We start from the raw sequence: 19,407 nt of genomic DNA, 5'->3' as shown, positions 1-19,407 counted from the left end.
CCTCACCCTCCCTGCCGCGGCGTGATGATCTCGATCTCGTCGCCGGCCTTCAAGCTAGTCTCGGCCCAGCGGCTCTTCGGCACGACGTCGTAGTTGAGCGCGATCGCGAAATGGGTGCCTTCGTAGTCGAGCTCGGAGAGCAGCGCGTCCACGCTGACTGAAGCCACCTCGCGCTGCTCACCGTTGATGATCACAAGCATTGCACGATCACCCGCATTGCATCACCTCGTTGTCGATCTGGCCGCGCTGGACGTATTGCAGCGTCAGCTCGGCGAGCGCCGGCGCGATCAGGAAGCCGTGGCGGTAGAGCCCGTTGACGGTGATCCTGCCGCCGCGAATGCCGATGCGCGGCAGATTGTCGGGGAAAGCGGGGCGAAGGCCCGAGCCGAACTCGACGATGCGTGCCTCGCCAAACGCCGGGTGCACCGTATAGGCCGCACCCAAGAGCTCCAGCGCCGAGCGGACGCTGACGCCGGTGTCCTCGGCCTCGATCGAGGTCGCCCCCAGCATGAACAGATTGTCCTCGCGCGGGATCACGTAGAGCGGCCAGCGCGGATGGATCAGCCGCACCGGGCGCGCCAGCTGCACCTCGCTCGTCTCGATCAGGATCATCTCGCCCTTGACGCCGCGCAGGTCAGGCTGCTCGTCGCGCGCGGACAGGCCGCGGCAGTCGATCACGATGCCGTCGAGATCGGCGGCGCTGACGTCGCTGGAGAACTTGATGGTGCCGCCGGCGGCGCGGATGCGTTCGTGCAGCTTCGGCAGCACGCGGCGCGGCTCGACATGGCCCTCGGTCGGGAAGAACAGGGCGTCGCGGAAGCGGCCTTCCAGCGACGGCTCGAGCTCGGCGAGGCTAGCTGCATCGAGCCGGCGGTGCTCTTCGGTCATCCGGGCAAAGCGCTCGAAATCGTTGCGCTCGCGCGGATGGGCGACGACCAGGGAACCGTTGAAGGGTGTGTCGGGCAGCTCGCGCCGCCAGATGTCGAGGGAGCGCTGGCCCAGCCGGCTGATGATGGGTTCGGCGACCTCGGCCTCGCACCATGGCGCCAGCATGCCGCCGGCCCAGTGGCTGGTGGAGTCCGTCATCGCAGCGTCGCCGCGCTCGTGCAAGGTCACGGCGTGGCCGGCCTGCGCGAACAGCAGCGCCTGCCAGGCGCCCGCAATGCCTGCGCCGATGATGGATACCGCGGATTCCGCTCGCTTGGTCGTCTGTAACATCCCTGTCCCTTCGCCGGCATGACCCGGATCAGGTTCAAAGGGTCACCGCGGTCCTGGGCGGATTTGCCCATTTAGCGGTATCTCAGCTCCTCCTCGGAGCACCCCTCGGAACGGTGCCAATGTATGCCAGCGGGGCGGGGTGGTCAACGCGTTAGCCACAGGGCAGTCATTCCGGGGCGATGCGAAGCATCGAGCCCGGAATCTCGAGATTCCGGGTTCAGTCCTGCGGACTGCGCCGGAATGACAGCGGTTAGTGTGGAACCTGGGCCCGCGCGTTGCGGACGCGCTGGGCGAGCTTTTTGTGCGGCGTGGTGCCGAACATCGGCTGCGGGTTGCCGTTCGGCTCCAGCCAGGCCTCGTTGCTGGCCTCTCGCACCATCTGCTGCGCCGTTTCCTGGCGCTGCCGCTTTGCAACGTAGTAATAGCCGCCAGCGAAATAACGCACGGCTCGGGCATGGTCGCCATTGGCGGCGCGATAGGCGCCGGCGAGGTATTTGACCGCGTAAGTGAGATTGGTGTTGGGATCGCGCAGGCCGGCGGCATCGCCGGTGTAGCCGACGCCGCGGGCGGTCGCGAGCTTGATCTGCATCAGGCCGATGGTGCCGCCATGGCCGACGAGGCCGGGCTGATAGCGGCTTTCGCGCATGATGACGATGCACCAGCGCTTCCGGCACGCCGTTGGCGCGGGCATGGGCCGCGACCATCTCGGCGTACTCGGCTTCACCCGCGAACGCGGCCTGCGGCGACACCAGTCCGGCCGCGATGAGCGCGGCGACACGTAAAATTTTCATCAGATATCCCTGACGTCCCTGAGCGACCTGCGCCCGGCTGTTGTTATTGTTTGAGCATGATCTGTTCGGAAAACCGCGGTGCACTTTTCCGGATCATGCTTTAGGACTCCGGAACACGGCGATGATGTGACCAAACGCCGCCGCTGACGATTTTGCGGCGCCGAGCCGCTGTTACGACGCAATGCTGGCGTAGCTGAGCCTCGGGGCGGACGACCCCCGCTCGCGACAGCACGTCTGTCTATTCGCGCGCAGACGCGAAAGCGAGGATGAAAACGCTGCAAATCGGGAGAGGTGCCATGACAAAAACCAACATGGCCAACGCGGACTTTGTCAGCGCGGACTTTGTCAGCGCGGACTTTGTCAGCGCGGACTTGGCCAAGGCACATTTCGGCGACATCCCCCGGCAAAATCCCTGTGCTCAATGCGGCGCGCCGATTCCGAAGCCCGACTGGATCGAGCCGGGCGAGGGGCGCATCTCCTATCTCTGGACGTGCCGCGCCTGCAATTATCAGTTCGAGGCGGTGGCGATCTTCGACGAGGTCGCCGTCACGCACACCCCGCTCGCGGCTTAAGCGGCGCTCTACGCGGCGAGCCGCGGCTCCTGCCAGACCGGCAGCTCCATCCGCACGATCAGCCCATGCGGCTCGCGGTCGTGCAGCGACAGCGTCCCGCCATGGGCGATCGCGATCGCGTGCGCGATCGACAGGCCGAGGCCGAAGCCGGTGGACTCGTCCATCGTGCGCGCATCGTCGCCGCGCGCGAACGGCTCCAGCATCTCCTGCTTGCGCGCATCCGAAATGCCGGGGCCGTCGTCCTCGACGTCGATGACGAGCCTGGTGCCGGATATGTCGAGGCGGATCGTGACCTCGGCGCCGTAGCGCACGGCGTTCTCGACGAGGTTGGTGACGCCGCGATGCAGGTCGTCGGGACGCGCCGCCGCGGTGGCCGAAGCGGGGCCGTCATAGTGCACGACATGGCCCATGTCGCCGAATTGGTCGGCAATGAGCTGGAGCGTGCTGGCGATGTCGACCAGCGTCACCGCCTCGACGTTGCGGTCGTTGCGCAGGAGCGACAGCACGGATTCCAGCATCGAGCGCATCTGGTCGAGATCGATCAGCATGCGCTTGCGGTTGACCTCGTCCTCGATGAACTCGGCGCGCAGGCGCAGCCGCGTGATCGGCGTGCGCAGATCGTGGCTGATCGCCGCCAGCATTCTGGTGCGATCCGACATCAGCCGCGCGATCCGCTCATGCATGCGGTTGAGCGCGCGCGCCACCGAGCGGATCTCCTCCGGGCCGCGCTCGGGCAGCGGATCGGCTTCGCCGTCCAGGCTGAAATTCTCGGCGGCTTCGGCAAAGGACGACAGCGGCGCGGCCAGCGCGCGCGCCGCCCACAGGCCGAGCACGGTGACGCAGATGAAGGTGGTCATCAGCGCCGTCAGCCACGGTGCGCCCCAGAACCACGGCCGCGGGCCGCCATCGACACGGCCGGCGATCACGCTGCCGTCTGGCAATTCGACGCCGACGCGGTGCGCGGTGTCGTCGGCGGCGAGCTGCACCACCTTGTAGCCGCGCCCGAGATGACGGCGCATTCCGCGCAGGTGCTGGCTGTCGCTCGTCGCGACAATGGCCGCCGTGCCGGGCGCGTGCATCTCGATGCCGAGCTTGGGAAAGGCGCGCGCGAGGTCGGCGACGAGGCGCGGCCGCTCGCCGGCCTCGGCCGAGCCGAGCAGCAGCGCGGCATCGGTCAATTGATGGGCGCCGTCCGGCGGCGTGTCCGGGCGGTCCGGCCGGCTGATCAGGAAGGCGGCGGTGACGACGAGATGGAGCGCGACGGTGGAAGCCAGCACCAGGGCTGCGATCTGCCCGCCGATACCCTTGAGATGGAAGAACCCGAACGGCTTCATCGTCGGCGCCCCCTTCAGTTGCCCAGGGGGACCGCGACCACTCCGGTGCTTGCTGCTTCAGTTCTCGCTGCTTCAGTTCTTGGCGTGAACAGATAGCCGCCGGAGCGCACCGTCTTGATGATGGTCGGATCGTGCGGATTGGGCTCGATCTTGCGGCGGATGCGGCTGACCAGCACGTCGATGGAGCGTTCGAACGAGCCGGTGTTGCGGCCCTGCGTGAGGTCGAGCAGGCTGTCGCGCGACAGCACGCGGCCCGGCCGTTCGCAGAACGTCCTGAGCAGATCGAACTCGGCGCTGGTCACTGCGACGCGCGCGCCCTCCGGGTTGCGCAGCTCGCGCAGGCGCAGGTCGATGCGCCAGCCCTCGAAGGCGAGCGTGCTCGCGCCTTCGATCGAGCTCGCCGCCTGGGCTGCGGCCTGGCGGCGCAGCACCGCGTTGATGCGGGCGAGCAGCTCGCGCGGGTTAAAGGGTTTTGCCAGATAGTCGTCCGCGCCCATCTCGAGGCCGACGATGCGGTCGACGTCCTCGCCGCGCGCGGTCAGCATGATGATCGGCGTCTGCGCCTCCGAGCGCACCTTGCGGCAGAGGCTCAGGCCGTCCTCGCCCGGCAGCATGACGTCGAGGATGATGAGGTCCACGCGATGATCGGCCATGGCGCGCGACATCTCGCGGCCATCGCTCACGGCGGTGACGTTACAGGCGTTGTTGCGCAGGTACTTCGCAATCAACGTCCGCGTTTCGCGGTCGTCCTCGACGACCAGGATGTTGGGATTGAGAATGGCCATGCGCTTTGTTTGTCCAAGATTCGGGCCAAAAGGCGAAGATTTTTGTTTCGGATTGTTTCTGCAGGCCCCGTCGCAATGCCGGGACACACCCGGGCAGTGGAGCGGCAAGATCTCGTTAAGGCCGTTAACCATACCGTGGCGCGGCCATACAAGAAACCCCGCAAGATCCACGGAGCCATCATGACCTCGATTTCGGCGGCCTCCGCCGGTACCCATCAGTCGCCGCTACAGCGGCTGCAGCAGGAATTGCAATCGGAAGTTTCCGCCGGCACGATCTCGTCGTCGGACCAGTCCGCGCTCTCGACCGCGCTGACCGACATCGACACGGCGCTCCAGCAGAGCCGCTCGAGCGACCAGTCGAGCGGCGCGCGTCCCTCCAGGGACGACATGAAGTCGAAGATCGACGACCTCATCTCCAACGAGGTGTCGAACGGGACGCTGACCTCGGACCAGGCCGAACAGCTCAAGGGCGTGTTTCAGTCCGCCTTCGCGCGCGGTCCCGGTGGTGCGGGCGGAGCCGGTGGCGCAGGCGGACCGCCGCCCGGCCCGCCGCCGGACGACGGTTCTTCGGATCCGTCGTCGACGGACTCCACCAGCAGCACGTCGAGCTATTCGACGACGGCGGAGATTCTCCAGCAATTCCTCCAGGCGCTTCAGCAGTCGCAATCGTTGGCGTCGTCGTATGGTGCCAACGGCAACTCGTCCAGCAACTCGGATTTCTCCGCACTCCTGATCGACTACAAGAGCTGACCTGAGCGACGCAGGTCGGCGCGTTCCCCGCCGCGCTCGTGCTTCACCCAGGGCGCATGATCGTCGGCGGGGAACTGTGCATTGGAACGTTCCTGCGTGACGTGAGGAACTTTCACTGCAACGCAGCGCCACCGTTGTGCGACGAAATCGCCGCAGCTTAGGAACTGCGCGTGATCGGCGCTGTTCTCTCCATACGAGTTTTTGCTGAAGGAGAGGACAACAATGCTGATGAAATCAATCGCCGCCGGCCTTGCCGGCACCGCGCTGCTTGCGACTGCTGTGTTTGCGCAATCGCCGACCGCCACCACCGACAAGGCGCCGACCGCGGCCACCACCACCACGACCACGTCGGCCTCGGGTGAATGGCGCACGTCGAAGATGCCGGGCCTGAAGATCTACAACGACGCCAACGAGAACATCGGCTCGATCAACGATCTGCTGATGGACAAGAGCGGCGCCATCAAGATCGCCGTGATCGGCGTCGGCGGCTTCCTCGGCATGGGCGAGCATCTGGTTGCCGTGCCCTATGACAAGCTGAAGTTCGTCAATGAGGCCGTCGCCTATACCGGCGCGGCCGGCACAAATCCGAACGCCAAGCCGGCGACGACCACAACCACGGGTGCCGCGACCGGCACCGACAAGACCGCGACGACCGTGACGGCTTCGTCGAAGTGGTATCCGGACCACGCCGTGTTCAACGCGAGCAAGGACGAGCTGAAGAACATGCCCGAGTTCAAGTACTCGGAGTAATGCGGTTCGCGTGACGATTTGAACGACGCGCGCCCGGTTTTCGCCGGGCGCGCTGTCGTGCTCTTCCCCACCTCTCCCCGCTTGCGGGGAGAGGTCACTTCGCATCGAAGATGCGAAGTGGGTGAGGGGGACTCTCCGCGAGTCTAACTGTCACCGTCGTTGTGGAGACTCCCTCACCCCAACCCTCTCCCCGCAAGCGGGGAGAGGGAGAGCACTTTTAGTGCGTCACCAGCGGGCAGCCGCCCTTGTCGAGCGGACGGAACGCCTCGTCGCCGGGCACGGTGGCGATCAGCTTGTAGAGATCCCACTCACCCTTGGACTCCTCGGGCTTCTTGACCTCGAACAGATACATGTCGTGGACCATGCGGCCGTCGATGCGGATCTTTCCGTTCTTTGCAAAGAAGTCGTTGACCGGCGTTGAGCGCATCTGCTCCATCACCTTCGGCGCCTCGTCGGTCTTGATGGCCTCGATCGCCTTCAGATAGTGCATGGTTGCCGAATAGAGGCCGGCCTGGATCATGGTCGGCATGTGCCCGACCTTCTCGTTGAAGCGTTTCGAGAAGGCGCGCGTCTCCTCGTTCATGTCCCAGTAGAACGCGTCGGTGACGATCAGGCCCTGCGTCGCCTTGATGCCGAGCGAATGCGTGTCGGTGATCTCCTGCAGGAGCGCGATCATCTTCTGGCCGCCCTGAGTGAGGCCGAACTCGGCGGCCTGCTTCAGCGCATTGGTGGTGTCGCCGCCGGCATTGGCCAGCGCGACCACCTTGGCCTTGGAGGCCTGGGCCTGGAGCAGGAAGGAGGAGAAGTCCGACGAGTTGAGCGGATGGCGGACTTCGCCGAGCACCTTGCCGCCGCTCTCCTTGACCACGTTGGCGGCATCGCGCTGCAGCGCCATGCCGAAGGCGTAGTCGGCGGTGACGAAGTACCAGGTGTCCTCGCCGCGCTTCACCATCGCCTTGCCGGCGACGTTCGACAGCGCATAGGTGTCGTAGGTCCAGTGCACCGTGTTGGGCGAGCAGGCGACGCCGGTGATATCGGAGGAGCCGCCGCCGGAATTGATGTTGATCTTGTTCTTTTCCCGCGTCAGCGCCGAGATCGGCAGCGCGACCGATGAGGTCGGCACGTCGAAGATCGCGTCGACCTTGTCGTTGTCGTACCAGTTGCGGGCGATGTTGACGCCGACATCGGGCTTGTTCTGGTGATCGGCGGCAACCACCTGGACCGGCTTGCCCGCCACCTTGGCGCCGTAATCGGCCACCGCCATCTCGACGGCGGCGAGCGAGCCCTTGCCGGTCGCGTCCGCATAGAGGCTCGACATGTCAGTGAGCACGCCGATCTTGACGACATCGTCGGAAATCTGCGCCTGCGCGGTGCCGCATGTCGCAGCGAGCGCGAGACCGACTGCTGTGGCGGCGATGAGTTTTTGCATGTTGTTTCTCCCTGTGTGTTGTTGTTTGGGCGTTGTTGCGGGGACTGTTCTAGCGACAAACGGTCGCGGCAGCTAAGCCAAAGATGCGTGAGGGGGATGAGAAATAAGCAGGGGGATCTGTCGTCATTCCGGGGCGCGCCCCCTTGGGCGCGAGCTTTGATGCGCAGTTGCGCATCAGAGAATCCATTCATCCACCGTCGCTGCGGCCCGATGGATTCCGGGCTCGCGCTGCGCGCGTCCCGGAATGACAGCGGGGGCCTTTCAGGCGCTGCTGCCCTTCAGCCGTTCGTTGCGTCGGCGCAGGCCTTCCAGGGTGGCGAGGAGGATGACCGATACCGTGGTCAGAATCACCGCCGCTGCCGTGATGGTCGGGCTGATGTTCTCGCGGATGCCGCTGAACATCTCGCGCGGCAGGGTGCGCTGCTCCGGCCCTGCCATGAACAGCACGATCACCACCTCATCGAAGCTGGTCGCGAAGGCGAACAGCGCACCTGAGGCGAGGCCAGGCAGGATCAGCGGCAGGATCACGCGGCGGAACGCATAGAGCGGCGAGGCGCCGAGCGAGGCGGCGGCGCGCGCCAAATTGGTGTCGAAGCTTTGCAGCGTCGCGCCGACCGTGATCACCACAAAGGGCGTTGCCAGCGCGGTGTGGGCCAGGATCAAGCCGAGGTAACTGCCGGTCAGCCCGATCGGCGCGAAGAAGAAATACAGGCCGACCGCGGTGATGACGCCGGGCACGACGACCGGCGACAGCACGAAAGCCAGCACGAGCGGCTTGAACCGGCTCTTCCACTGCGCCAGCCCCAGCGCGGCCAAAGTACCAAGCACCATCGACAGCAGAGTCGAGGCAACGCCGATGATCATGCTGTTCTTCAGCGAATTCATCCAGCGCGGCGAATTGATGAAATCGTCGTACCAGCGCAAGGAGAGGCCCGGCAGCGGATAGGTGAGGTACGAGCCCGAGCTGAACGACAGCGGCATGATCGCCAGGATCGGCGCGATCAGGAAGATGAACACCAGCGTGGAGATGATGATCGTCGCGGTCCACGCGATGCGCTGGCTGGGCGTGCGGAGGGTGGAATTGTCGCTCAATTCTTCATTCCTCCCGTGACCTGCTGGCCCTGCACCAGCTTGCCGTAGACGAGAGCGAGCAGGACAGTGGCGAGCAGCAGCACCGCACCCAGCGCCGAAGCAAGGCCCCAATTGGCCGTCTCGGTTGTGTAGAGCGCGATGAAGTAGCTGATCATCTGGTCGGCGGCGCCCCCGACGAGTGCCGGTGTGATGTAGTAGCCGAGCGCCAGGATGAAGACGAGCAGGCTTCCCGCGCCGATGCCGGGCAGCGTCTGGGGCAGGTAGATCCGCAGGAAGGCGGTGAGTGGTGGCGCACCGAGCGAGGCGGCGGCGCGCATGTAAGCAGGCGAGATCGCCTTCATGCTGCTGTACAGCGGCAGGATCATGAAGGGCAGGAGAACGTGGGTCATGGCCACGCAGACGCCGAAGCGATTGTAGATCAGGCGCAACGGCTGGTCGATGATGCCAAGCCACTGCAGGCTGTCGTTCACGACGCCCTTGCTCTGCAACAGCACGATCCAGGCGCAGGTGCGGACCAGAAGCGATGTCCAGAACGGCAGCAGGACGAAGATCATCAGCAGGTTCGACCGGCCCGGCGGCAGCGTCGCCAGCAGGTACGCGACGGGGAAGCCGAGGATCAGGCAGAGTGCCGTGACGCTGAGGCTGATGAGGAAGGTGCGGGCGAACACGTCGCGGTAGATCGCCTGATCCGGCGGAGCTGCGACGATCGCGCCGTCCGCGTTCCGCGTCAGGTCGAGCGCCGCCAGAAGGTAGAAGCCTGTCGTTGGGCCGCTGGCGTCCTTGATCGTCGTCCAGGTGGCGCGTTCGCGCCAGGCCGGATTGATCTTGCCCAGGGTCTCCTTGGCCGCCCCTTGCTCCGGCGCCGCCTTCAGATTGCGTGCCGTGCTGGTCAGGATCGTGCGGAAGCCGTTCAGCGCGTAGTTGAGCCGCTTGGCCGCGACGGCCATGGTGCCGGACGCGCGCGCCGCCTGGATGTCGCTTGCCAGCGCTGCAAAGGCCTTTTCGTCCGGCAGGTCCTTGCCGTCCCAGTCGGCGAGAGCCGCGACGGTCTGAGGTAGAACCTGACGCACCTCCCGGTCATCGACGGCGCGCCACAGCATGCCGGCGATGGGCCCAGCGAAGGTGAAGAGCAGGAAGACGAGAAGCGGCGCTACCAGCGCCAATGCCTTGACCTGGCGTGCCCGCTCCGCACGCCTCAATCGGCGCTTGAGCGGCACCTCGGTCGACGCATCGGCGCCGGTCAAAAGCGCATTCGTCATTGGTCGAGCCTTGCGGGGCGCGCTATTTCGCGGCCCATTTGTTGAAGCGCTCGGTCAGACGGTCGATGTTCTCGAGCCAGAAGGCAACGTTGATCTCGACCGCGTTCTTGATGTTGTCAGGCGCTGTCGGCAGGTCCTTCAGAACGGCAGGCGCGAGCAGAGCGGCCGCGTCCTTGTTCGAGGTGCCATAGGCAATGTTCTCCGACAGTTTTGACTGGTTCTCCGCCTTGCCTGCGAAGTCCAGGAACTTGTAGGCCGCGTCCTTGTTCGGGCTACCCTTCAGGATGACCCAGCTGTCGAGCGTGAAGAGCGCGCCGTCCCACACCATGCCGAAATTCTTCTTCTCGTTCTTGTTCGCGGTGTCGATGCGGCCATTGTAGACCGAGGTCATGGCCACCTCGCCGGAGGCGAGCAGTTGCGGCGGCTGCGCGCCGGCCTTCCACCAGACGATGTCGCCCTTGATGGTGTCCAGCTTCTTGAACGCGCGCTCGACGCCTTCGTCGGTCGCCAGCACCTTGTAGACGTCCTTCGGCGCGACGCCGTCGGCCATGAGGGCGATCTCCAGCGTGGTCTTCGGGCCCTGACGCAAGGCGCGCTTGCCCGGAATCTTCTTGGTGTCGAAGAAGTCGGCCCAGCCATTGGGGGCCTGCTTCAGCTTGTCCTTGTCGTAGCCGAGAACGAAATCGTAGAGGATGGCGCCGACGCCGCAAGCGTTGACCGATGGCGGGATATAGGCGGCCTCGCCGCCGATCCTGGAATAGTCAAGCTTCTCGAACAGGCCTTCCTCGCAGCCGACCGCGAGTTCGTCGCTCTCCACCTGCACGACGTCCCAGGTGGCGGCACCACCCTGCACCTTGGCGCGCAGCACGCCGACACCGCCGTCCCAGGACTCGTCGTTCATCGGAGCCCCGGCCGCCTTCTTGAACGGCTCGAAATAGACCTTCTTCTGCGCATCCTGATACGCGCCGCCCCACGACACGACGGTGAGGTCACGCGCCTGTGCGACCGTGGCCAGCGCAGCGCTGGCGCTGAATGCCGCGACGAAACCCAGAGCAATCCTGCCAGTTTTGCGCTTCAGCATGGTCCTTGTTCCTTCTTCATGTGCGTTACGTTGACGTTGATCGTTGCAGGTTCGGATCAAACGGGATCGAGGGCGAGGCAATCTTCGGGCCGGAAGGTGATGAACACGCTTTCGCCAGGAATGAGACTGTGATGCGCCCCCGGCTGAAGCTTGACCATGAACTCCCCGTTGCCGGCGACATCGAGCACGGCCAGCGCGTGGTCGCCGAGATAGATGGTGTTCTGCACCCTGGCCGGCAGCCGGTTCGGTCCTTCGCTGGAGGTGCCATCCGGGACAATGGCGACGCGCTCCGGCCGCACCGACAGGGAGGTCGATGCGCCCGCGCCTGATACATTGACCGCCCGTGCGGTGACGGCGCCGCCACCCGCCAGCGCGACCCGGCAATAGTCCTTGTCGACCGTCTCGACGGTGCCGGCCAGCACGTTGTTTTCGCCGATGAAGTGAGCGACGAAGCTGTTCACCGGATGCTCATACAGCGCGTCGGGCCTGTCGATTTGCTGCACGATGCCGTCGTTGAGCACGGCAATGCGGTCCGACATGGTAAGCGCTTCACTCTGATCGTGGGTGACGTAGACGACGGTGATGCCCATCGTCTCGTGCAGTTGCTTGATCTCCAGCTGCATCTGCTCCCGCAGGCGCTTGTCGAGGGCGCCAAGGGGCTCGTCCATCAGCACGAGTTGCGGATTGAAAACCAGCGCGCGGGCCAGCGCCACGCGCTGCTGCTGACCGCCGGACAGCTGCCCGGGCCGCCGGTGCGCAAGGGTTTCCATCTTGATCATGCGGAGCGCCGCCCTGACGCGCTCCTGCGCTTCCGCCTTGTTGATTTTGCGGACGGAGAGCGGGAAGGCGATATTCTCCGCGATCGTCAGGTGCGGAAACAAGGCATAGTTCTGGAACACCATGCCGATGTCGCGCTTGTGCGGCGGCATGTTCTTGATCGGCCGGTCTGCGAGATAGATCTCGCCATGGGTCGGAACCTCGAAGCCAGCCAGCATCATCAGCGTGGTCGTCTTGCCCGAGCCCGACGGGCCGAGCAGGGTGATGAACTCGCCCTTCCTGATGTCGAGGTCGAGGTTCTTCACCACGAGGTGCTCGCCATCATAGGTCTTCTGTATGCCGGAAAATCGCACCAGTGCCGGCGCAAGCGTGACCATGCCGGCTTCCATGTTGTCCTCGCGTCATCGGCTACAGTGCTGTCAGGACCTCGTTCGAGGTTGCGAAGAACAGCTTAGCATCCTCCGATGAGAATGCTAGCGGCGCAAGCGACGAAGACACGCGCGGGCTTGGTGAGTGAAGACGCGCTACATCCCCGACAGCTTCGTCACGTACACGTTGAGCGAGCCGCCGGCTTCCGCGACCACGCGCAGCGTCTTGGAATCGAAGGCGATGTCGGCGAGCGTCAGGCTGTCGATCTTCGCGTCGACCTTGAGGCCGTCCTCGCTCTTCTGGTAGTCGGCGATCGCGGCCGCGATCTTCTCGCGGGCGTTGGCGGCGATCGGCTTTAGATCGAGTGTCGCCTTCTGCACCAGCGCCTGCTGCATCTGCGGCACCACCGCGCGCGCCGCCGCGCCGAGCAGCCCGAAGGCGGCCTCGGATTCCACCGCGAGCTGGATGTCGGCGAGCCGCAGCGTCTGCTGGGCCTGGTCGAGCATCGGCCGGCCCCAGATATGCACGGTCGCCTCGGCGCCGAGGCCGAGCCAGCTCTTCTTTTCTTTCGCGCGCACCAGAAGCGAGATCAGCAACCGGTCGCCGGACGGAACCACGTTGACGCTCTTCACGGTGACGTCGACCGGGCCCGAGCCGTCTTCGGGATAGGTGTGGCCGACCATCTGCGCCGCAATGAGCTTGTTGATCTCGGTGAAGGGCACGTCGATCGGCACGCCGATGCTCACGCCGGTGCCGGTCGGCGGCACGATCGAGATCTTGTCGGGGAACGGGCAGTCCGGCTTGGACGGCGCCGAGGTCACGCGCGTCTCCAGCTCGAGGCCAAGCAGCAGCGTCACGTTCTGTGCGTCGACGCGCGGCTGTGCCGCGATTGCGCGGGTCGGCTTCATCTCGAGCCAGAGCGGCGGCAGCGCGGCCGACGAGCCCGAGCCTTGCAGCGGGATCGTACGGCAGGCCCTGGCCCATTGCAGCTTGGCATTCTCCCGCAGCGACGGATCGTTGCGGATGCGCTCGGAGACGATGTTGATCTGCTCGCCGACGTTCTTGTCGATCAGCGGCTTGACCTGCGCCGGCACGTTGACCTTGGCGCCGGAGACGTTGAGGTTGGTGTCGCCGAGATTGACCTGCGCCCCGAGATTGGGCTCGAGATGCCAGTTGGCCGCGAGCTTCGGACGCGAGGTGACGACCACGTTGCCCTTGATCTCGGCGCTGGCGTTCAGATTCTTGATGTTGACCGCGCCGATCCGTTTCGCCGCGTCACCGCCGAGCACGCTGCCGAGCGCGTCGCCGAGTGCGCCCGTGGCTTTGGCGGACAGCGAGCCCGTCACGTTCAGCTTGCCGCTGAGCGGCGTCGAGATGGTCAGCACGTCCTTGTCGCCGGCAGCCGCCATCGGTCCGCGCACGGCGGACCAGCCGATGTCGGCGTTCTCCAGGATCTGCGAGATCGGATTGTCGGCCTTGCCGGCGAAATTGCGCGGCGCGGCCTTCTCGGCCTGCTCGCGGATCGCCGAGATCGCGATGGCGACCGGCGCGACCACGATCGAACTCTTCGAGGCCGGCGGCAGCGGCGGCAGCTGCGCGACCGGGGGCGCGGAATTGGTCGCGCGCGGCGACAGCCAGTCCATCGCCTTCAGGCTGATGAAGAACGACGCCGCGAGCACCGCCACGGCAATCAGGATAGTCTTGAAATTCAACGCCAGACGCATCTCACCCCCAGGCCGCCCGCGAGGGATTCTACAGGGCGGGAGAGGAGGGCGCTAGAGCGCATCGATGGGGTGGAATTGGGGCGAATGTGTTAACGGCCGCGTGCGCGCCGTTGCCGCACATTCAGGCCGTCATCGCGGGGCTAGCCGCGCCGCGGACGCCGGACCGCTCTCACATTGCCGCGATCTCCGCCACCGCAGTAGAAACGGTCACCGCCATCGGACTCCAGGCCCGAGACCATCGTGCCCGCCGGCAGGTCGAGCTGCTCCAGCACCTTGCCGCTCTCCGGGTTGATCCGCCTGATGTCACTGTCATCGCCCTCCCAGGTGCCGTGCCAGAGCTCGCCGTCGACCCACGTCACCCCGGTCACGAAGCGCTTGCTCTCGATGGTGCGGAGCACCGCCCCGGTCTCCGGATCGATTTGATGGATCTTGCGCTCCCGATATTGGCCGACCCACAGCGAACCCTCCGCCCAGGCGAGTCCGGAATCGCCACCGCCGCCGGGCGCCGGGATGGTGTTGACCACCTTGCCGGTCGCGGCGTCGATCTTCTGGATGCGGTCCTCGGCGATCTGGAACAGGTGCCGGCCGTCGAACGCCGTCCCGGCGTGCGCGGCGACATCGATCGAGCGTGTGAGCTTGCCGCTGGCCGGATCGACCGCGTTCAGCTTGTCGCCGGATGCGAACCAGACATGCGTGCCGTCATAGGTCACGCCGTGCACGGCCTCGACGCCCGGAAAGGGCCCGTACTCCCTGACGATCTCGGCGGCTGAACGTTTCATGTGCTTGATCCCTGTGAACTGATCCACCTTACGTCTTCAGCAGCGGTCCCGGGAGTAACAAGCCTGTCGGGAAGCCCGGGACGGGCGGGGTCATCCAGCGGCGCGCCCGTCCGTGTCCGAACGACTGCACCTTGTTCGATCGCGCGAGCTCCTCGAGCGCGCGCTGCACGGTGCGCGCGCTCGTTCGGAGCGCCAGCGCGAGCGCCGAGCTCGACCACGGCTCGCCGTCGGAGAGAAAGGCCAGGACGGCGGCGTGCTTTTCCTCGACCGGCCGGGCCAGCACGAGGACGTCGCGCGTCTTGCGCGGCGCCAGCACAAAACCCTGCTTCGTCGCGCTGACATTGGCCAGCGGCTTGAGCTGGGTGCGGAGCCGCCCGATCTCGACGCGCAATCGCGCGCGATGCGATTCATCGGCGTGCTTCGCCCGGAACGCACCTGATATCAGCGTCTCTCGCGAGACATCCGCGGGCCAGGCCTGCGCCAGAAGACGGGCGAGCGCGAACAGCACCTGCCGCGTTCCGAGCGACACGGCAACGCCTTGCCTGCGCACGACATGATGGAAGGTGTCGACGACGAGCGCCGTCGAGGTCGCCAGTCTTTCGACCTCCCCGAGCAACAGCGGGTGTTCGCTGCCGCGCGCGATCAGGCGCGCGGCCGGCGTGTCGAGGATGCGGTTCGCGCTGTCGACCTCGGCCGACAGTGCCGGGATCCCTGCCAGCCGCGCTGCTTCTGCCGCGCGGCTGAGTGCCGTGCGCGCGGTTTCCGTCCTGAGCCGTCGGATCGCGATGCCCGCGACCACCAGCTCGCGCGCCACCTGGGACGCAGGCGGGAGCAATGCGCTGCCGACCTCGGCCAACGTGCGCTCAGCCTCGTCGATGCGGCCGAGGAGGAGGAGACGGCGCGCCTCGATGTGGCCAGCATGGGCTGCATTGGCGAGATCGCCGTGCTTTTCGAGCGTCGCCCGCGCGGCCGCGAGCGTCTTCGCAGGCCAGCTCAGGTCGCGCGAGACGAGCGCGATCTCGGCTTCCGCCACGACGCATCTTGCGCGTGCCACCGCCTCTCTCGGACCGAAGGCACGCGCGGCGCTCCGCAGCAGCGTCTTCGCCTTGGCGAGATCGCCGAGCTGCGCCATCGCGATGCCGCGCAGCGCCAGCGACGGGGCGTCGTTGCGCAAGGCGACACGGTTCAGCGCGCCGAGCGGATCGCCGGCTTCGAGCGCGCGCGCCGCGGCCGTGATCAGCGACTCCATTTCAATCCCGCCATACTTGTTACTCCCACCACGCAACCGCTTGGTGCCAGAAATCGTTGACGGCCGACAATGTGCGGCGAGGAGCGAGCGGTTCCACGTCTGTCATAGCGCGACGCGGAATGAGCGCCCAGGAGAGAGGTTTGGAGAGCCATGATGACATCAGCAGAAAAAGCAGGAAGTAACGGACAGGCCGCCATGCAAACACCGCCGGTGGTGTCGCCGCAGGACTGGGAGGCAGCCCGTCAGCAACTGCTCGTGAAGGAAAAGGCGCATACCCGCGCCCGCGACGCGCTGGCCGCCGAGCGCCGGCGCATGCCGTGGATGGTCGTGGACAAAACCTATGCGTTCGAGGGGCCCGGCGGCAAGGTCACTTTGCCCGACCTGTTCCAGGGCCGGCGGCAGCTGATCGTCTACCGGGCCTTCTTCGAGCCGGGCGTGTTCGGCTGGCCGGATCATGCCTGCCGCGGCTGCTCGATGGTCGCCGACCAGGTCGCCCATGTCTCGCACCTGAACGCCCGCGACACCACGCTGGTGTTCGCCTCGCGCGCGCCGCAGGCCGATATCGCCAGGCTGAAGAAGCGGATGGGCTGGACCATGCCGTGGGTCACCATCACCGACAGCTTCGATGCCGATTTCGGCGTGGACGAGTGGCACGGCACCAACGTGTTCTACCGTGACGGCAACCGCATCTTCCGCACCTATTTCGTCAAGAGCCGCGGCGACGAGCAGATGGGCGGCACCTGGAACTATCTCGACATCACGCCGCTCGGCCGGCAGGAGGTGTGGGAGGATTCACCCAAGGGCTATCCGCAGACGCCGACCTACAAATGGTGGAACTGGCACGACAGCTATGTCGAGGGCGCTGCGCCCGACAAGCGATGGGTCGAGGTCACGGACGCCGGCGAGAAAGCGTTTCGCGAGGAGGCCGCGGAAGGTCGTGACTAGTCCCGTCAGCGCAACTGCGCCCGCCAGCTGCGATGGCGTGACGGCCGCGCGCCGCCTCGCCAGATGGCTGGCCTTGGCGGCGACGCCGACCTTCGCGGTCATGGCCATGCTGACCGCCGCGCTCGGCGGCGGCCCGGCGGACATGCTGTGCGGCGCCGGGCAGGGCTCTCTGCTCGGCGGCATGGTGCCGATGTATCTCTTGATGAGCGCGTTTCATGCGGCGGCGTGGCTGAGGCTGATCGCGGAGTGGCGAGGCCGCGGCGGGCGGTGACGTCCGTCGAGGTCTTCTAGCGCAGCTTCAGTTCGAAGACTTCTTCGAACAGGCTGAGCATGGCGGTCCATGACCGTTGGTCGGCAGCCTCATGATAGGCATGGTTCGGAAGGTTCGCCTCAATGAGCTCAGGATTGGTGAAGCCGTGTGCGGCGCCGCCATAGACATGGACCTGCCAGTCGACGCGCGTGCTGCTCATGACCTCTTCGAAGCTCGCGAGCTGTGCCAGCGACACCAGCGTGTCGGCTGCGCCGTGACACACCAGGATCTTGGCCTTCATATTGGTCGCGTCGTCTGGCCGTTCGCTGGTGAGGCCGCCATGGAAGCTCACGACCGCCGCGAGATCGGTGCCGGTCCGCGCCAGCTCCAGTGCCGTCGTGCCGCCGAAGCAATAGCCGACGGCGGCGAGCCGTGTGGCGTCAACCGCCTGCTGCCCCGCCAGGGCGGTGCGCGCCGCTTCCGCCCGCTCGCGCCAGCGTGCGGTGTCGGCGCGCAAACCGTTCATCAACTCGATCGCCTGCGGCACGTCGGGCGCCGTTCTGCCGCCGCCGTAGAGATCGGCCACCAGCACGACAAGGCCAAGTCCGGCCAACCGCTCCGCACATGCGATCGCATGGCTGCCGATGCCGCGGGCATCGGGGAACAGCACGATGCCGGGACCTCGGGCGGTTGCGGCTGCATCGGTGACGAGGACGCCCTGAAGTTCTGCGATGCTGTCGCGATATCGGAGAATTGCCTGTGTCATGGTGCTGCCAGGTGCGAGAGGGGCAGGGGCGCACCCGCCTTCAGCGTCTGGATCGCGATGCTGCTGCGAACCTCGCGCACGATGGGCAGATTGAGCAGCTTGTCGACCAGGAAGCGCTGGTAGTCCTCGAGCTCGGGCACGACGATTTCGAGGAGGTAGTCGGCTTCGCCGGAGACGAGGTGGCAGGCAACCACTTCGGGCATCGCCACGACCGTGTGCTCGAACGCCAGCGCCTGGTCGTTGGCATGGCCGTTGATCTTGACGCCGAGGAAGGCCGAGAAGCCCAGCCCGAGGCGGCCGCGCCGCAAGGCGGCGCGGTAGCCGTCGATGTAGCCCTCCCGCTCGAGCCGCCTCACCCGCCGCAGGCAGGGCGATGGCGACAATCCGACCTTGTCCGCCAGTTCGATGTTGCTCAGTCGCGCATTGGTCTGGAGTTCGGTGACGATGCGCCGGTCGATCGCATCCAGCTCGCATTTTGGCATAAACCGCATCCCGTTGGATCAAGAAGGGCGCAATGTTGCGCCGGCGCCTTCGAGACTAGCCTAGTTCGCAAGGACATGCCTCGGCTTTCCGTGGGATGCAGTGGCTCCGCCGTTTCTGCTGATGGAGTGAACCATGACCGAAGGCCCGAACCTCGCGCCCCTGCTGGAGGCTGTCGAACGCTACTTCACGCTGATGTACGACAACGACGTATCGCAGTTCGACCGCGTCTTTGCGCCGACCGCGCAGCTCCACGGATTTCGCGATGCCGAATTGCGGATATTGCCGGTTCGTGACTACAGGACCATGCTGGCGGCGACACCGTCACCAAAGTCGAAGAACGCTCCGCGCCTTCAGGAGATATTGCTGATCGATCTGGCCTCGCCCGTGCAAGCCCTTGTCAAGGTTCGAGTTCGGATCGATGTGCTCCAATACGTTGATTATCTGGCCTATCACCGCATCAAGGACACTTGGTTGATCACGGCGAAATCGTTCCAGGTCGAGCGACGACATGAGCCGACCGGCACGTAGCGGCGCTGCCGCAATCTCATTGGCTGCCCGCCGCCTGCAGATACGCAACCACCTTGGCCGCTTCGTCGGCGGAGACGCCGCCATAGGGCTGCATCTTGTTGCCGGAGACAACTTCATCCGGCTTGACCATGAAGCGGGTGAGCTTGTCCTGGTCCCAGACGAAGCCGGCTTCCTTCATCGACGGAGAGTAGTTGTAGTCGGGCAGCGAGCCTGCCTTCCGTCCCACAATCTTGCTGAGATTGGGGCCCAGACGATTGTCGCCCTCCTTCACCGAGTGGCAGGTGCGGCAGGAATTGTTGAACGCCTGCTGAGCTGCCTCGTCGTTCGCCGGCTGCTGGGCGCGCGAAGAGGGCGCGGACAGGAGCAGCGTCAATGCCCCGGCGCGGGCGATCGGGCGCAGCCATCTGCTTGGCGATGTTTGCAGGCGGGATTGCATCTGCGCCTCCATCGGGGATCGCGCCGCAACAGGGGCGCAT

At 65.8% G+C, this 19,407-nt stretch carries 21 protein-coding genes, 1 pseudogene and 1 riboswitch; of the genes and pseudogenes, 6 read left to right on the top strand and 16 right to left on the bottom strand.

Translation table 11 applies throughout. The features are described from left to right. Nucleotides 1-2: 2 nt before the first annotated feature. From thiS to AAFG50_RS32910, 3 genes and pseudogenes are all read right to left on the bottom strand, one after another. Nucleotides 3-200, bottom strand: coding sequence for a sulfur carrier protein ThiS (gene thiS / locus AAFG50_RS32920; RefSeq protein ID WP_011089396.1), 198 nt, complete (start codon nucleotides 198-200; stop codon nucleotides 3-5). A 7-nt stretch (nucleotides 201-207) separates the two neighbouring features. Further along, the gene (locus AAFG50_RS32915) at nucleotides 208-1,218 is read right to left on the bottom strand and encodes an FAD-dependent oxidoreductase (protein WP_028176291.1); all 1,011 of its coding nucleotides are present in this window, start codon (nucleotides 1,216-1,218) and stop codon (nucleotides 208-210) included. Next, nucleotides 1,206-1,334: riboswitch (TPP riboswitch) on the bottom strand. Its footprint overlaps the gene before it by 13 nt. A 134-nt stretch (nucleotides 1,335-1,468) precedes the next feature. Further along, nucleotides 1,469-2,009, bottom strand: a pseudogene (locus AAFG50_RS32910) (lytic transglycosylase domain-containing protein). 371 nt (nucleotides 2,010-2,380) lie between these two features. On the opposite strand from AAFG50_RS32910, the gene AAFG50_RS32905 reads away from it, so the two are divergent. Continuing rightward, nucleotides 2,381-2,581, top strand: a complete 201-nt coding sequence (locus AAFG50_RS32905; protein ID WP_028176290.1) for a hypothetical protein — start codon at nucleotides 2,381-2,383, stop codon at nucleotides 2,579-2,581. An 8-nt stretch (nucleotides 2,582-2,589) separates the two neighbouring features. On the opposite strand, the gene AAFG50_RS32900 is transcribed toward AAFG50_RS32905, so the two are convergent. Beyond that, complete coding sequence (locus AAFG50_RS32900; RefSeq protein ID WP_028176289.1) at nucleotides 2,590-3,915, bottom strand: ATP-binding protein; 1,326 nt, start codon at nucleotides 3,913-3,915, stop codon at nucleotides 2,590-2,592. A gap of 14 nt (nucleotides 3,916-3,929) precedes the next feature. Then, nucleotides 3,930-4,700, bottom strand: coding sequence for a response regulator (locus tag AAFG50_RS32895; protein WP_028176288.1), 771 nt, complete (start codon nucleotides 4,698-4,700; stop codon nucleotides 3,930-3,932). 180 nt (nucleotides 4,701-4,880) lie between these two features. Between AAFG50_RS32895 and AAFG50_RS32890 the strand changes: the two genes are divergently transcribed. Beyond that, nucleotides 4,881-5,450, top strand: a complete 570-nt coding sequence (locus AAFG50_RS32890) for a hypothetical protein (protein ID WP_028176287.1) — start codon at nucleotides 4,881-4,883, stop codon at nucleotides 5,448-5,450. A gap of 222 nt (nucleotides 5,451-5,672) precedes the next feature. After that, entirely contained in the window at nucleotides 5,673-6,200 is a 528-nt protein-coding gene (locus AAFG50_RS32885) for a PRC-barrel domain-containing protein (RefSeq protein ID WP_028176286.1), read from the top strand. A gap of 217 nt (nucleotides 6,201-6,417) precedes the next feature. Here the strand turns inward: AAFG50_RS32885 and AAFG50_RS32880 are convergent, their stop codons facing one another. The 8 genes from AAFG50_RS32880 to AAFG50_RS32845 all read right to left on the bottom strand — a co-directional run bounded on the left by AAFG50_RS32880 (nucleotide 6,418) and on the right by AAFG50_RS32845 (nucleotide 15,959). After that, nucleotides 6,418-7,629 (bottom strand): ABC transporter substrate-binding protein, encoded by a 1,212-nt coding sequence (locus AAFG50_RS32880; RefSeq protein ID WP_011089388.1) that lies wholly within the window; start codon nucleotides 7,627-7,629, stop codon nucleotides 6,418-6,420. Between the two features lie 261 nt (nucleotides 7,630-7,890). Next, entirely contained in the window at nucleotides 7,891-8,721 is an 831-nt protein-coding gene (locus AAFG50_RS32875; RefSeq protein WP_028176285.1) for an ABC transporter permease, read from the bottom strand. After that, nucleotides 8,718-9,980, bottom strand: a complete 1,263-nt coding sequence (locus AAFG50_RS32870; protein ID WP_028176284.1) for an ABC transporter permease — start codon at nucleotides 9,978-9,980, stop codon at nucleotides 8,718-8,720. Before AAFG50_RS32870 ends, AAFG50_RS32875 begins: the two co-directional genes overlap by 4 nt. 22 nt (nucleotides 9,981-10,002) lie before the next feature. After that, entirely contained in the window at nucleotides 10,003-11,061 is a 1,059-nt protein-coding gene (locus tag AAFG50_RS32865) for an ABC transporter substrate-binding protein (RefSeq protein WP_028176283.1), read from the bottom strand. Nucleotides 11,062-11,117: 56 nt separating this feature from the next. After that, nucleotides 11,118-12,227 carry an ABC transporter ATP-binding protein gene (locus AAFG50_RS32860; protein WP_028176282.1) on the bottom strand — a complete coding sequence of 370 codons (1,110 nt, stop codon included), beginning with the start codon at nucleotides 12,225-12,227 and terminating at the stop codon, nucleotides 11,118-11,120. A 135-nt stretch (nucleotides 12,228-12,362) separates the two neighbouring features. Then, nucleotides 12,363-13,931 (bottom strand): DUF4403 family protein, encoded by a 1,569-nt coding sequence (locus tag AAFG50_RS32855; protein WP_028176281.1) that lies wholly within the window; start codon nucleotides 13,929-13,931, stop codon nucleotides 12,363-12,365. 140 nt (nucleotides 13,932-14,071) lie between these two features. Further along, nucleotides 14,072-14,710, bottom strand: a complete 639-nt coding sequence (locus tag AAFG50_RS32850) for a PQQ-binding-like beta-propeller repeat protein (RefSeq protein ID WP_028176280.1) — start codon at nucleotides 14,708-14,710, stop codon at nucleotides 14,072-14,074. Nucleotides 14,711-14,738: 28 nt separating this feature from the next. Further along, complete coding sequence (locus tag AAFG50_RS32845) at nucleotides 14,739-15,959, bottom strand: hypothetical protein (RefSeq protein ID WP_028176279.1); 1,221 nt, start codon at nucleotides 15,957-15,959, stop codon at nucleotides 14,739-14,741. A 150-nt stretch (nucleotides 15,960-16,109) separates the two neighbouring features. Between AAFG50_RS32845 and AAFG50_RS32840 the strand changes: the two genes are divergently transcribed. Continuing rightward, nucleotides 16,110-16,904 carry a DUF899 domain-containing protein gene (locus AAFG50_RS32840; protein ID WP_028176278.1) on the top strand — a complete coding sequence of 265 codons (795 nt, stop codon included), beginning with the start codon at nucleotides 16,110-16,112 and terminating at the stop codon, nucleotides 16,902-16,904. Further along, nucleotides 16,897-17,175 carry a hypothetical protein gene (locus AAFG50_RS32835; protein ID WP_028176277.1) on the top strand — a complete coding sequence of 93 codons (279 nt, stop codon included), beginning with the start codon at nucleotides 16,897-16,899 and terminating at the stop codon, nucleotides 17,173-17,175. The genes AAFG50_RS32840 and AAFG50_RS32835 overlap by 8 nt, the downstream gene beginning before the upstream one ends. A 16-nt stretch (nucleotides 17,176-17,191) precedes the next feature. Here AAFG50_RS32835 and AAFG50_RS32830 read toward each other — a convergent pair whose 3' ends face one another. Together AAFG50_RS32830 and AAFG50_RS32825 are read right to left on the bottom strand one after the other, a co-directional pair. After that, on the bottom strand, nucleotides 17,192-17,920 hold the full coding sequence (locus tag AAFG50_RS32830; RefSeq protein WP_049832631.1) for a dienelactone hydrolase family protein: 729 nt from the start codon (nucleotides 17,918-17,920) through the stop codon (nucleotides 17,192-17,194). After that, on the bottom strand, nucleotides 17,917-18,402 hold the full coding sequence (locus AAFG50_RS32825; protein ID WP_028176276.1) for an Lrp/AsnC family transcriptional regulator: 486 nt from the start codon (nucleotides 18,400-18,402) through the stop codon (nucleotides 17,917-17,919). Before AAFG50_RS32825 ends, AAFG50_RS32830 begins: the two co-directional genes overlap by 4 nt. Before the next feature lie 133 nt (nucleotides 18,403-18,535). Here AAFG50_RS32825 and AAFG50_RS32820 point away from each other — a divergent pair, with 133 nt between their 5' ends. Further along, the gene (locus AAFG50_RS32820; protein WP_028176275.1) at nucleotides 18,536-18,931 is read left to right on the top strand and encodes a nuclear transport factor 2 family protein; all 396 of its coding nucleotides are present in this window, start codon (nucleotides 18,536-18,538) and stop codon (nucleotides 18,929-18,931) included. A 16-nt stretch (nucleotides 18,932-18,947) separates the two neighbouring features. Here the strand turns inward: AAFG50_RS32820 and AAFG50_RS32815 are convergent, their stop codons facing one another. Next, nucleotides 18,948-19,367: a c-type cytochrome gene (locus AAFG50_RS32815; protein ID WP_039186095.1), complete on the bottom strand. Its 420-nt coding sequence runs from the start codon at nucleotides 19,365-19,367 to the stop codon at nucleotides 18,948-18,950. Between the last annotated feature and the right edge of the window lie 40 nt (nucleotides 19,368-19,407).

Source organism: Bradyrhizobium sp. B039, assembly GCF_038965675.1.
Lineage (GTDB): Bacteria > Pseudomonadota > Alphaproteobacteria > Rhizobiales > Xanthobacteraceae > Bradyrhizobium > Bradyrhizobium diazoefficiens.
The sequence above is the reverse complement of the archived record's forward strand: the minus strand, read 5'-3'. Positions and strand labels throughout refer to the sequence as shown.